Raw genomic sequence first — 12749 nt, forward strand, 5'->3', positions numbered from 1 at the left:
CGAACCATAAGCACGGTTACCTCCTTTCGCGCCGTGGATGTGTCTAGTCGAACATTCATGCGCCCGCGGGCGCCCGCTTCTCCTCCGGCAGATGGGCCGCGGTGATCTCCGCCGCGACGGTCCAGCCGAGCGACAGGTACAGCGCCCGCCCCTCTTCCGTCGCGACCAGGACCGCTCGCTCCGCCCCGGCCGCCACGGCCACCTCGTCGAGCCTGCGCATGACGAACCGCCCCAGCCCGCGACGCTGGTGCTCGGGCTCCGTCACGACCTGGTCGACCACCGCCGTGCCGCCGGCGATCGCGACCCGGCCGGTGGCCGCGCGCGAGCCGTCGGGAGCGCGGACGACCACGTCGGTGACCACGCCGTCGCCGACCAGTTCCGCCTGGTACGGCTCGGGCGCGGCCATGACGGGCCGCACCGCGAGCGGAGTGCTCATCAGGTACTCCGGCGGGCCGACCTCCCAGTTCGGCGGCACCGTCCCCGCCACCTCTTCCCGCGAACCACTCACCTTCAGCCAGGTGCCGGGCTCGGTCAGCGCGCGGGCCCGGCGCGCGGCCGACTCGGCGTCCGCCAGCACATATCTCACGCGGTGCCCCGGACGGCCGACGTCGAGCCGGTAGCCGTCCGGCTCGGCCACCGGGAGCCCGACGCCGCGGGAAAGCGCCCAGCCGTGCACCCATGCCTTGATCAGTCCTGCCACCCCAGTCATCGTCCGATGATGACACCGGCCACCGACAATTCCGGCCGGTTCGCCGAACCTGCGAGGATGACGCCGTGGCCGACGACGAGCGCGAAGTCCGCGCGGAGCAGGTGTGGAGCGCGACGGTCGATCATCTGCGCTCGATGATCGACTCGGGCAGGCTCCCCGCCGGGTCGAGGCTGCCCGCGGAACGGGCGCTCTGTGAACAGCTCGGGATCAGCCGCGGTTCGCTGCGGCAGGCGTTGCGGGTGCTGGACTCCATCGGCTACGTGCAGGTGCGGCCGGGTTCGGGCACCTACGTCCGCGAGACCCTGGACGAACAGCCGCTGCGCAGCTGGTTCTCCGAACACGAGCAACTGGTCGAGAAGCTGTTCGACCTGCGGACCACCGTCGAACCGACGCTGGCCGAGCGGCTCGCGCTCCACCACACGCCGCGGGTGCTCGCGCGGCTGGAAAGCACCGTCGAGGAGATGGACAAGGCCGCGGCCGACGGCGACATGCTGCGCGTGATCGCCGCCGACGCGGAATTCCACCGGGTGATCGCCGGCAACGCGGGCAACGACGACGTCACCGATCTGCTGCGTTCGGTGCTCGCCCTGGTCGGCGAAGAGCGGCGGGCGGCGCTGCGGCTTCCGGGGCAGATCCGCAAGGCCGTCGACGAGCACCGCGCGATCCTCGAAGCGGTCCGCCGTTCGGACCCGGCGGCCGCGCGGGAGATCACGCGGAAGCATCTGCTCGACGCCAAGACCTACGTCCACGACTACACGGCGCGGGATTGACGAGGGCGTCTCATGCCTGGTCGTGAGTGGTAAGTGTCGTTCTAACGACACTTACCACTCACGACCACCTGTCCGCGATCCGCTTGTCTTGCCCCTCTTTAACGGTTCCTTGATGGCGGACCCGCCTCCGCACGAGTACCGTTTTCAGAAGATTGTGAAACTTCTGATGGGGGTGTGCGGTGGAGAAGGTCCGATTCACCGAAGAGAAGGCGACGATGCTGGCCACGTTGTACGGCCGCGCGCTCGACGCCCGCAGTGAGCGGCCGATCCTCGGCGACAAAGCCGCCGACGAGGCCGTGAAGCAGATCGACTACGACTTCGGCTCGCTGGGCGTCGACGGCCAGCTCGGGCTGACCGTCGCGCTGCGCGCCAAGCCGATGGACGACTGGGCGACCGCCTTCCTCTGGGATCACCCGGACGCGACCGTCGTGCAGCTCGGCTGCGGGATGGACAGCCGCGTCTACCGCGTCGACCCGCCGCCTTCGGTGCGGTGGTTCGACGTCGACTACCCCGAGGTCGTCGACCTGCGCGGCCGGATCTACCCGGATCGGGAGGGATATCGGACGATCGGCTCGTCCGTGACGGACTTCGAGTGGATCGACGAGATCCCGTCGGACAAGCCCGGTCTGGTGATCGCCGAGGGGCTGACGATGTACCTGCGGCCCTCCGAGGGCGAAGAACTGCTGCGGCGGTTGATCGCGCATTTCCCGCAGGGCGGCGAAATGGTCTTCGACACGTTCAGCAGGCTGGGGATCAAACTGCAGAAGCTGAATCCCGTGGTCCGCAAGGCGAAGGCGACGCTGTACTGGGGTATCGACGAGATCTCCGAACTCGAACGCCTCGGGCTGACGCTGGTCTCGAAACTCGACTCGACCGACTACGCGACGCCTGAGGTGAAGGACCTGCTTTCGCCGTCGATGCGGGCGCAATTGTGGTTCGCGGGGCTGTTCCCGGCGTTCAAGAAGATGGGGCGGATCCTGCGATTCCGGTTCTGAAGCGCGACGGAACGCGTTTAGCGGGCTAAACGCGTTCCGTCGCGGTGGGGGGGGATCAGCGGGATTCGAGTACCCGGTCCACGAACCGGTGCAGCTTGTCCTCCAGCCGGAGGACGCGCTCTTCGAGCGTCAGCGTTTCCGACGGCTGCGGCACGTCCGGCTTCAGCTCGCCGCGGATGTACTGGCTGCAGGCGAGATTCGCGCACGCGTAGATGCCGAGCGTGTTCCCCTCACGCCCGGGTTTCCCCGCGAGGCGCCCGGAGAACAGCGCGATGTCGGACAGCGGATGTGTCGTCGTGCACAGGCCGCACATGTTGCTCAGCAGGACACGGCCCTTCGGCCGGGGCGCGGCGCGAAGGGACAGTCCGACGACTTCCCCGCGATACGGCAGTACGAGGTACGCGCGCGCCGCCGCCTTCGGATCTCGCCAGCCGAGGAATTCCCTTTTCTCCCAAGGGATCTCGTCTGGCGGGGCGGGCAGCGTGACCCCCTTGGCCTCGCCACGCGTGCAGTTCACGAAGGACGCCCTGATCTCGTCCTGTCCCAGCGGTTCCATCGGTTTCTCCCAAACTCTCGCCCGCACGGTAACCAGCGCCCGCGAGAACTGGCCAACCCTTTTCCGGCGGAGGTCATACGATCACCGGGTGCGCGGGAAGACGATGTCGAGGCGGTTCCGGCTGGTGCTCAGGACCAGCCTCGGTTTCGCCGCGCTCGGCGTCGGCTCCAGTGTGTGCGGTGCCGGGGTCGTGGCGTTGCTGCTGCTTCTGCAGGGCCTGCCGAGTGAGGTCGGCGACCGCGGCTGGATCCTCGGTGTCACCGCCGCCGGGATAGTGGCGCTGGCGCTGGTGATCGGCACTCTGTGGACGGCCTGGCTGCAGCGGCGCACGGCGGTCTGGTTCGTCTTCGGCCGCCCGCCGACGCAGGCCGAGGCCGCGCGGGCGCTCCGGCTCCCGGTCGACATGGCGATCGTCAGCGCCACCCTCTGGCTGAGCGCGACGATCGTGCTCGGCTCCCTCGCCAGGGTGCTCGGGTCCTGGATGGACGCCCTCGGGATGGCGCTGGTCATCGGCCTCGGCGGGCTGACCACGGCAGGCCTCACCTATCTCGCCGCGGAATGGGTGGCGCGCCCGGTGATGACGATCGCGCTCAAGGTCACCCCGCCGAAAGGGACGCTCAGGGTCACCGTGCGGACCAAGGTGGTCGTCACCTGGTCACTGGCGAGCGGGATCCCGTTCCTCGGGGTGCTGCTGGTGGCCACGCCGCCGGATCTCGGCCAGGGCGACCACGTCGCCAGCCTGATCATGCTTTCGGTGATCGGGCTGAGCGTCGGCGCGATCGGGACGGGCCTGCTCGCGAAGGCCGTCGCCACCCCGCTGCACCGGCTCCGGATCGCGCTCGACGAGATCGCGCGCGGCAACAAGGACATCGTGGTCGACGTCGACGACTCCAGCGAGATCGGCCTGCTCCAGACCTCGGTCAACGACCTCGCCGCCGGGCTCCGCGAGCAGGAACGGATGCGCGACCTGTTCGGCAGGCACGTCGGGGACGAGGTCGCCCGGCACGCGCTCGAGTACGGCGCCTCCCTTTCGGGGGACGTGCGCGAGGTGACGGCGCTGTTCGTCGACGTCGTCGATTCGACGGCGCTGGCGAGCCGGACCCCGCCCGAGGAGCTGGTGAAGATGCTCAACCGGTTCTTCACCAGCGTGGTGAACGCGGTCGGGGCGCGGGGCGGACTGGTCAACAAGTTCCAGGGTGACGCCGCGCTCTGCGTCTTCGGCGCGCCGACCCGGCTCGCGGACGCGCCGACGGCGGCCCTTTCGGCCGCGCGGGCGATCCGGGACGCCGTCCAGCGGACCGGCGAGCTGGACCTCGGCATCGGGGTCGCGAGCGGCCGGGTCTTCGCCGGTCAGCTGGGGACGAGCAGCCGGTTCGAGTACACCGTCATCGGCGACGCGGTGAACGAGGCCGCGCGCCTGACCGAGGACGCGAAGTCCGCCGAAGGCCGGATCCTGGCGAGCGAGGCGGTACTCAAGGCCGCGCTGGAAAGCGAACGCGCGCACTGGGAGCCGTACGCGGAACTGGAGCTGCGCGGACGCCGGGAACCCACGCACGCCTGGGCGGCGAGCGCGCTCAGCCCGGAATGACGTCCGGCCAGCGCAGCAGCGTCGACCCCCAGGTCAGCCCGGCCCCGAAGGCCCCCATCACGACGCGGTGACCCGGCTGCAGCGTCCCGTCCTTCACGGCGTCGGCCAGCGCGATCGGGATCGACGCCGCACTCGTGTTGCCCACCTTCTCGATGTTCGAGTACATCACGTCGTCCGCGAGGCCGAGCTGCTTCGCGCAGGTCTGCAGGATCCGGATGTTGGCCTGATGCCCGACGAAGCGGTCGATGTCACCGACCATCCAGCCCGCGGCGTCGAGCACCGCCCGCGCCGATTCGGCCATCCTGGCGCAGGCGTGCCGGAAGACGGTCTGGCCCTGCATCACCAGGTAGTGGTCACGCGGGTCGTCCGAGCGGCGGTTCTTCGCGCCCCCGGCCTCGACCCAGAGCAGCCCCGCCAGTTCACCCTCGCTGTGCAGGTCGAACGGGCCGAGCGCGCCGAGTTCGCCGTCGTCGCCCGCGCGCAGCAGGACAGCGCCCGCGCCGTCGCCGAAGATCGGCACCGTGCCGCGGTCTTCGGGGTCGACGAGCGAGGTGAAGACGTCCGCGCCGATCACCAGCACGCGGCGCGCGATCCCGGCGGCGATCAGCCCGGCGCCGGTGGCGAGGCCGTAGATGAACCCGCTGCACACCGCGTTGACGTCGAACGCGGCGACGCCGTTCAGGCCGAGCTTGGTCGCCACCTGCGGCGCACTGGCCGGGCACGGCTGGTCGGCCGTCGACGTCGCGAGCACGACGGCGTCCGCGCCGTCCTCCCCGGCCGAGGCCAGCGCCCGGCGCCCCGCCTCGACCGCGAGGTCCACAGTGGACGTTCCGGGATCGACGACCCGGCGTTCGGCGATACCGGTCCGCGACCGGATCCACTCATCGGAGGTGTCCAGTCGCTGGGCGATCTCCTCGTTGCCCACGACGCGGGGCGGCAGCCAGGAGCCGAGACCGGCGATGACGGCCGCCTGAGATGAGGGCACCAAGAAATCCTTTCGCGCGGAAAAACAGAGGTCTGCCATTCACTTGTAAGCGCTACCATTCAGTAGACCCGTCAGTTGTGTTCCGGGTCACATTTCAAAGAATTCTCATCTTTCCCGGCACCCCGCGTGGCGCGCGGCCGCGGATCAGGCGCCCGGGAGAGTCGTCCGGTTAGCCTGATCCGGTGCACACACCCGACCTCGACCGCCTAGACGTCGCCATCCTGTCCTGCCTGCAGGCCGACGCCCGCACGATCGCCGAGTCCATCGGCGCGAAGGTGGGCCTGTCCGCGGCCGCCGTGCAGCGCCGGATCAAGCGGTTGCGCGAGACCGGGGTGATCGAACGCGAGGTGGCGGTGCTGTCGCCGCAGGCGCTCGGGCTGACGATGACCTTCGTGGTGATGGTCGAGATGGAACGGGAGAGCCTCGCGGTACTCGACGGGTTCCGGCGGCAGGTGCTCGCGGACGACAACGTCCAGCAGTGTTACTACGTGACCGGCAACGCGGACTTCGTGCTCGTGGTGACCTGCCGGGACATGGCCGGGTTCGAGGCCTTCACCCGGCGGATGTTCTTCGACAACCCGAACGTGCGGCACTTCACGACGTCGGTGGCGATGGACCGGGTCAAGACCGGCCTCACGCTGCCGCTGGAGCCTTGACCGGGAGTCGATCTTCGCTATTCTGGCCTGCTGCCTTCTGGGGGAAGGACCTACAGCAGCCATGCAGAGACCACTCCGCCTCTTTCTCACCGCCACCCTCATCGACGCGCTCGGAAGCGGGATCTGGCTCCCGTTCGGGCTGCTCTTCCTCGTCCACGGCCAGGGCTTCGGCCTGATCGAAGCCGGCGCGGCGCTCAGCACGGGCGGTCTGCTCGCGCTGGCGACCGGGCCGCTGACGGGCGCCGCGATGGACCGGTTCGGCCCCCGCGCGCTCCTGATCGCGGGAAACCTGCTCCGGCTGGCCGCCTTCTGCTGCTACCCGCTGCTGACGTCGGCCTGGCAGGTGGTCGCCGTCACCCTGGTGGTCGGCGTCGGCGACCGGCTGTTCTGGACCTGCAACGCCCCGATGGTCGCCGCGCTCACCACCGGCCGCGACGCCGAACGTGTCCTCGGCACCCAGACGGTCGGCCGGTTCGCCGGGGCCGGTGTCGGCGCGGCGGCGAGCGCGGTGCTCCCGGAGATCACCAGCCCGGCGGCGTTCCACCTCATCGCCTACGCCAACGCCGCCACCTTCGCCGTCGCCGCGGCGCTCATCTGGTTCCTGCCTTCCGCGGCCGGCGTGTCCGAAAAGGACGGCTCGGCGGGCTGGAGAGCCGTCTTCACCGACCGGCCCTACGTCGGGTTCTGCCTGACACAGACGGCTTTCACCCTGGCGAGTGCGAGCAAGTTCGCCATCCTGCCGATCCTCGTCCGCGATTTCCTGCACGGTCCACAGTGGATCGCCGGAACCGCGATCACGATCGGGACGGTCACCGTGGTCTTCGGCCAGCACCTCGTGGTCCGCGTGCTCGCGAGGTACTCCAGGGCGACCGGGCTCGTCACCGCCGCGGTGGTGTTCGCGGGCTCGTTCGCACTGCTCGTCCCGGTCACGTCAGTCTCTTTGCAAGTTGCGATCTGCCTGATCCTCTTCACGAGCGTGACCTTCTCCCTCGCCGAAGCGATGTTCGCGCCGCTGTCCACGGCGGTGGCCGCGGAAGCCGCGCCGCGAGGAGCCGAGGGCCGGGCCAGCGCGTTGTTCCAGTTGTCGTGGGGACTGCCGATGGCGCTGGCCCCCGCCGTCCTCGGAATCCTGCTCTCGGTGAGCGGGGCAGTGCTGTGGACGGTGCTCACCGTGACCTCGCTGCTCGCGGTTCCCGCCGTGCTCCGCCTGAAGAAGCCGCTGCTCGACCAGCCGTCACAACGCGTATCGGTCTGAGCGCAAGGGGTCTGTGCCCGGCGTTACACCACTATGGACATATGCAGCCGATAGCGTGAACGTGGCCATACCCGCGTCATCCGGCGTCAGCCCGGGCATCTCCTTGCCGAGACGAAAAGTTCGCGCCGCGCGAACCACGAGCACTTAGGAGTGGCCGTGCACACCGACGCCGTTCACCAGAGCCAGTTCGTCCTGCTGAACAACAGCAGCACGCCCGTTCTCTCCCGCCTGTCCTTCCACGTCGACGAGCCCTACGCCGTCACCGTGTCGTTCCGGACCGAGCGCGGCCGGTGGGTCGAGTGGACCTTCGCGCGTGAGCTGCTCGCCGCCGGTCTCACCGACCCGGCCGGACTCGGCGACGTCCGCGTCCGCCCCGACCTCTCCGAGGACGAGGCGATGCTGACGCTGGAAATCGAGTCACCCGACGGCTATGCGTCGTTCGAACTCGAGCGCGAGGACGTCGAGTCCTTCCTCGAGTCCACGTACGACCTGGTGCCGCTCGGTTCCGAGAGCGAGTACTTCGACATCGAGGCGCTGATCGAAGAGATCAGCAACGTGTAGGGATCCGGACCACCGCTCCCGCGGTATTACGAAACGAAGGGCGGCCCGAGTGCGCTGGAGGCACTCGGACCGCCCTTCGTCCTATTCGTGGCTCTCGGCGAACCGGGGGTGGACTCAGCCGAGGACCAGGGAGGTCCCGGTCGCGGACAACGCCGGCCGGACCGGGAAGAAGTACGTCACCGTGCTGTTACCGCCGGACAGCATGCCCTGGGCCTGGTTTCCCGCGATGAACGAACCGCCCGAGTCGCCCGCCTGCGAACGCACGTTGGTGGCGGTCATGCCGTAGACCGTGCCCTCGGCGTAACGGACGGTCTGGTTCTTGGCGCCGACGGTGCCGCAGGTCCAGCCGGTGGTCGAACCCGACTTGCAGATCGAGGCGCCGGTCGAGGCCTCGCTCGAACCGCTCACCCGGGTGCCGTTGTTGATGATGCCGCGCGGCACCCAGTTGCTGTTGACCCGGACGTGGCCGTAGTCGTTGCCGGGGAAACTGGCGCGGGCGAACGAACCCATCGCGACCCGGTTCGAGCCGGTCACCGTGCCCGGCCCGCAGTGCCCGGCGGTGAGGAAGCCGCCGTTGACCGAGAAGCCGATCGAGCAGCGCGAAGAGTTGTTGATGTAGTAGGCGTCACCGCCGCGGACGTCGTACTTCAGGGTCGGCACCGCGGCGGTCTCGACCACCGCGACGGCGGCCTTGTCGACGCCGGTCTTCTCCAGGAACGAGTCGACCGTTCCGCTCTTGCCCGGCAGGACGTTCAGCGTCACGCGGTTGGTCTTGGTGTCCACACCCCAGCCGGTGATCGCGCCGTCCGCCGCGCGCTCGCCCGCGTTCAGTTTGTCCACAGTGGAATCGAGCTGGGCGGCCGAGAACCGCACGAGTTCCGCTTCCGCGCCACTGGCGACGACCTGACCCAGTTTCGCCGCGTCCGTGACGCCGACGCGGAGCTTGCCGGTGGCCTCGTTGTAGCTCGCGCCGCCGAAGCTGCCGGCGAGCGCGGAGGCGAGTGACTGTTCGAGCGTGCCGGCGGCGGTCTCGCTCTGGATCCGGGCGAGCGCCTGGCCGGCGGTCAGGCCGAGGTCCCGTTGCAGGGCGGGAACCATCTCGGCGTTCAGCAGGGTGTCCGAGGACGCCGCCGCGGGGGTACCCGTGACGAGCGCGCCGGTGGCCAGTGCTGCCGTCGCGGCCACACCGAGGAGCTTCGTGATCTTCATGCTTCTCCCTCGTCATCACGCACGGCTCCGGTTCGCCATGCGATTGCCCTCCCCTGACGGGTGAGAGTTGTGGAACCGGACACCGTCCGCAATCCGGGTCGGCGCGGGATAGGTATACGCATTCTTCGAAGGCCGAATCCCCTGCTCCACGGGCGCTCACCGAGAGCTGGCACCCGTACGGACACGTCCGTAAGTAGGGTTTCCTGTGAATACCTTGCGTAGTCGTTTCGACCCCCTGAACGTGGGATGAACCGCCGGATCGGGTCCATTGCCGATGTTTCGGGTGTCCAGTGATTTTCCAACCGACGATCCGTCAGCCAACCGGTGACGGTGCGTTCGCGGACGGCCTAACGGGGCGCCCGTGCTGTCCGGGTTGAGAGGTTTACGACCAGGTAGGCAGTGCTTAGGCTCCGCAGGACAACGCACAAGATCGTGTCGGGCTCAGCGGGAACTCCCAACCGAGGAGCGCATGATGTGGCTTGCCACCCCCCGCCCGACCTCGGTTTCGGTCCGCGCCGGATCGACGGCACTCGTGGGCCGCGACGCCGAGGTCTCGGCGATCGTGAAGATCCTGCTGCGCCGTCCCGCCGCCGTGCTGATCGAAGGCGAACCCGGGATGGGCCGCAGCAGGCTGCTCGAAGAGCTGGCCGGACGCCGCGAGTTCGCGGCGGGCCGGGTGCTCACGGGTGCCTGCCAGCCGATGCGCGAACCGTTCCCGTTCGGGCCGGTGCTCGAAGCGCTGCGGTCGGCGGGTGACCGGCCGCTCGGCCCGCTCAGCCCGGTCGCCGGGGTACTGAGACCCTTGCTGCCCGAACTCGCGGAAAGCCTTCCACCCCAACCGGAACCCCTCGCCGACCCGTGCGCCGAACGGCATCGCCAGTTCCGCGCCGTCCGGGAACTCCTGATCGCCTGTGGGCCCGCGCTCGTCCTGATCGACGACCTTCAGTGGGCTGACGAAGGCACCCGTGACCTGATGCGGTTCCTCGCCGCGACCATGCCCGCGGAACTGGCCGTCGTCGCGGCCTACCGGACCGGTTCGCCGTCGAGGCACGGCGGCGCGGGCATCCCGTTCCGCACCCCGCCGAACGTCCAGACCGCCCGGGTGACACTGGGCCCGCTCGACGTCGAGGCCGTCGGGAAGCTGGCGGAGGAACTGCTGGACCTGCCGCGGGTTTCCGCGCCGTTCACCGCGAAAATCCACGAGAGCACGGCAGGGATCCCGTTCGTGGTCGAGGAGACCCTGCGGGCGCTGCGTGACGCCGCCGGGCGCCTGCCCATCGGCGAAGTGCTCTCCGACCGGCTCCTGGAAAGCCTCGAAGTCCCCATCTCCCTGCGCGAGGCCATCACCGAACGGCTCGAAGCACTCCCCGATCCCGCGGTCCGGCTGGCCCGCGCGGCGGCGGTGCTCGCCGTTCCGTCCGAACCCGCGGTGATCGGCGAACTCGCCTGCCTCACCGGCGACGCGCTCCGCTCGGCGCTTCTGTCCACTTTGGATGGCGGGGTGCTCGGCGAACTCGGGGGCGACCGCTACGGGTTCCGGCATCCCTTGGCCCGCAAGGCCGTCTACGACACGATCAGCGGTCCGGAGCGGACCCTGCTGCATTCCCGGGCCATCCAGGTGCTCGCCTGCCAGCCGGTCCCGCCGCTGACCCTGCTGGCGAACCACTCCCGCGCGGCCGGACGGACCGAACAGTGGCGCCACTACGCCGAAGCGGCCGCCGACGAGGCCATCGCCCGCGGTGACACCTCACGCGCGATCGACCTGCTCCAGTCCGTCCTCGCCGAGGCGGGCCTGGACGAGGACGCCATCGCCCGCCTGGCCACGAAACTCAGTCAGGTCGCGCTGCGCGGGTTCCGCCCGGACGTCATCGAGACACTGGAGCGGATCCTCGAAGACCTCACCGACCTGCGCCCGAGCGTGCGCGGGACGATCCGGCTCAGCCTCGGGATGCTGCTGGTCCGCACGATCGGGCGACTCGGCCGCGGCCGGGTCGAGGTGGAGAAGGCCATCACCGAACTGGTCGACGAGCCGGAACTCGCCGCACGCGGGATCAACCTGCTCGCCCAGCCGATCGACGGGCTGACCCCGCTGTCCTGGCACGAGGTCTGGATGGAGCGTGCCCGCGAGGTCTTCGACCGGCTCGAAGACCCGGAACTGCGGCTGGCGCTCATCGGCGACCGGATCGCGACCCGGGCGCATATCGGCGACGGCTCGGCGTGGGCCGAGTTCCAGGACCTGCCCGATCAGGGCACCGGCGTCGCCGAACGCGTCCAGCTCGCGCGGCTGTGGTGCAACCTCGCCGACGCGCAATCCTGGGCCGGGCATCTGACCAGGGCGGAAAAGCTGGTCACGGAAGGGATCCGCCGCGCGACCGACGCCGGCGCCCTCTACGCGGCCGGACTCGCGCAGGGCACCAGGGTCCGGCTGGACTGGGTGCGCGGCGACTGGTCCGGGCTCGCGGAGACCACCGAGCAGCTTCGCGACGCCTATCCGGACCTCGGCCCGATCGTCATGGAATCCTCGCTCGTCCTCGGCGGGCTGGCCGCCGTCCGCGGGGAATTCGCCGCCGCGCAACGACATCTGGCCGCGGCGAGTGTGCACGCGCCGGAACACGGGCCCATCCCCGTCGTCCTTTCGGCGGCCGGGATCCTGATCCGGGTGCTCCTCGCGACGGACGACGTCGAGGGGGCGTGCGCGACGGCCGACAACGCCGTCGCGGCGGCCCGGCGCAAGGGTGTCTGGGTGTGGGCGGCGGGCCTGGTCCCCGCCGCGGCCGAGGCCTACACGCGGGCCGGGCGATGGTCGGAGGCGGACGCCGTGGTCGAGGAATTCGCCCGCGGCGTCGACGGCAAGGACTCCCCGGTCTCCGAGGCCGCGCTGCTCGCCGGGCGGGCGATCCTGCTCGACGCGCGCGGCAAACACCCCGCCGCCGCAACGGTTTTCGACGAGGCCGCGGCGGGCTACGACGCGCTGCCGATGCCGTATCAGGCCATCGGCGCCCGGGAGCGGGCGGCGCTGTGCCGTCTCACCGCGGGCAACCGCAAGGCGATCGAGGACCTCGCGGCGACTGCGGAGGCCTACGAGCGGCTCGGCGCGACCCGGGACGCCGGACGATGCCGCCACCAGCTGCGGGAACACGGCGCGTGGGCGCCCTCGCAGCGTGGGCGGCGCGGCTACGGCCAGGAGCTTTCGCCCCGGGAACTGGAGGTGGCGAGGATGCTCTCCGACGGGCGCACGAACCGGGAGATAGCCGACGGGCTGTTCCTCTCCCCGCGCACGGTGGAGCAGCACGTCGCGAAGGTGCTGCGGAAACTCGGCGCGCGTTCGCGGACGGATGTGGCCCGCCGGATGTCGACGTACGCGCCCGCCGCGAGCGCTCGGTAGGCGATCGGGCCCCGGTTCTGCCAAGGTCGGGTCTCGTGAGTGGTAATGACGGTTAGAACCGTCATTACCACTCACGAGAC

11 protein-coding genes are annotated in these 12749 nt (G+C 70.0%); 7 read left to right on the forward strand and 4 right to left on the reverse strand.

The genetic code is table 11. The features are described from left to right. Nucleotides 1-55: 55 nt before the first annotated feature. Nucleotides 56-700, reverse strand: coding sequence for a GNAT family N-acetyltransferase (locus L324_RS28060; RefSeq protein ID WP_037315214.1), 645 nt, complete (start codon nt 698-700; stop codon nt 56-58). A gap of 74 nt (nt 701-774) precedes the next feature. On the opposite strand from L324_RS28060, the gene L324_RS28065 reads away from it, so the two are divergent. Both L324_RS28065 and L324_RS28070 read left to right on the forward strand, forming a co-directional pair. After that, nucleotides 775-1479 carry a FadR/GntR family transcriptional regulator gene (locus tag L324_RS28065; protein WP_037315217.1) on the forward strand — a complete coding sequence of 235 codons (705 nt, stop codon included), beginning with the start codon at nt 775-777 and terminating at the stop codon, nt 1477-1479. 179 nt (nt 1480-1658) lie between these two features. Next, complete coding sequence (locus L324_RS28070; RefSeq protein WP_037315220.1) at nt 1659-2474, forward strand: class I SAM-dependent methyltransferase; 816 nt, start codon at nt 1659-1661, stop codon at nt 2472-2474. A 55-nt stretch (nt 2475-2529) separates the two neighbouring features. Here L324_RS28070 and L324_RS28075 read toward each other — a convergent pair whose 3' ends face one another. After that, on the reverse strand, nt 2530-3030 hold the full coding sequence (locus tag L324_RS28075; protein ID WP_037315223.1) for an FBP domain-containing protein: 501 nt from the start codon (nt 3028-3030) through the stop codon (nt 2530-2532). A gap of 103 nt (nt 3031-3133) precedes the next feature. Here L324_RS28075 and L324_RS28080 point away from each other — a divergent pair, with 103 nt between their 5' ends. Beyond that, nucleotides 3134-4618 (forward strand): adenylate/guanylate cyclase domain-containing protein, encoded by a 1485-nt coding sequence (locus L324_RS28080; RefSeq protein ID WP_037316503.1) that lies wholly within the window; start codon nt 3134-3136, stop codon nt 4616-4618. Here L324_RS28080 and L324_RS28085 read toward each other — a convergent pair. After that, nucleotides 4605-5603 carry a beta-ketoacyl-ACP synthase III gene (locus tag L324_RS28085; protein ID WP_037315225.1) on the reverse strand — a complete coding sequence of 333 codons (999 nt, stop codon included), beginning with the start codon at nt 5601-5603 and terminating at the stop codon, nt 4605-4607. The genes L324_RS28080 and L324_RS28085 overlap by 14 nt on opposite strands. Nucleotides 5604-5785: 182 nt before the next feature. Here L324_RS28085 and L324_RS28090 point away from each other — a divergent pair, with 182 nt between their 5' ends. From L324_RS28090 to L324_RS28100, 3 genes are all read left to right on the forward strand, one after another. Then, nucleotides 5786-6259: an Lrp/AsnC family transcriptional regulator gene (locus L324_RS28090; protein WP_037315228.1), complete on the forward strand. Its 474-nt coding sequence runs from the start codon at nt 5786-5788 to the stop codon at nt 6257-6259. A gap of 61 nt (nt 6260-6320) precedes the next feature. Further along, entirely contained in the window at nt 6321-7514 is a 1194-nt protein-coding gene (locus L324_RS28095; RefSeq protein WP_037315231.1) for an MFS transporter, read from the forward strand. Between the two features lie 156 nt (nt 7515-7670). Further along, the gene (locus tag L324_RS28100) at nt 7671-8075 is read left to right on the forward strand and encodes an SsgA family sporulation/cell division regulator (protein WP_037316505.1); all 405 of its coding nucleotides are present in this window, start codon (nt 7671-7673) and stop codon (nt 8073-8075) included. Nucleotides 8076-8189: 114 nt separating this feature from the next. Here the strand turns inward: L324_RS28100 and L324_RS28105 are convergent, their stop codons facing one another. Next, the gene (locus L324_RS28105; RefSeq protein WP_037315234.1) at nt 8190-9284 is read right to left on the reverse strand and encodes a S1 family peptidase; all 1095 of its coding nucleotides are present in this window, start codon (nt 9282-9284) and stop codon (nt 8190-8192) included. 472 nt (nt 9285-9756) lie between these two features. Between L324_RS28105 and L324_RS28110 the strand changes: the two genes are divergently transcribed. After that, nucleotides 9757-12669: an ATP-binding protein gene (locus tag L324_RS28110; RefSeq protein WP_037316508.1), complete on the forward strand. Its 2913-nt coding sequence runs from the start codon at nt 9757-9759 to the stop codon at nt 12667-12669. The last annotated feature ends 80 nt before the right edge of the window (nt 12670-12749 follow it).

The organism is Amycolatopsis orientalis DSM 40040 = KCTC 9412 (assembly GCF_000478275.1).
GTDB classification, from domain to species: Bacteria; Actinomycetota; Actinomycetes; order Mycobacteriales; family Pseudonocardiaceae; genus Amycolatopsis; species Amycolatopsis orientalis.

Bases quoted from the DNA above. Each gene is read 5' to 3' on its own strand.
- L324_RS28075 (WP_037315223.1), bottom strand. From the start codon at position 3,030: ATGGAACCGCTGGGACAGGACGAGATCAGGGCGTCCTTCGTGAACTGC.
- L324_RS28080 (WP_037316503.1), top strand. From the start codon at position 3,134: ATGTCGAGGCGGTTCCGGCTGGTGCTCAGGACCAGCCTCGGTTTCGCC.
- L324_RS28095 (WP_037315231.1), top strand. From the start codon at position 6,321: ATGCAGAGACCACTCCGCCTCTTTCTCACCGCCACCCTCATCGACGCG.
- L324_RS28105 (WP_037315234.1), bottom strand. From the start codon at position 9,284: ATGAAGATCACGAAGCTCCTCGGTGTGGCCGCGACGGCAGCACTGGCC.
- L324_RS28110 (WP_037316508.1), top strand. From the start codon at position 9,757: ATGTGGCTTGCCACCCCCCGCCCGACCTCGGTTTCGGTCCGCGCCGGA.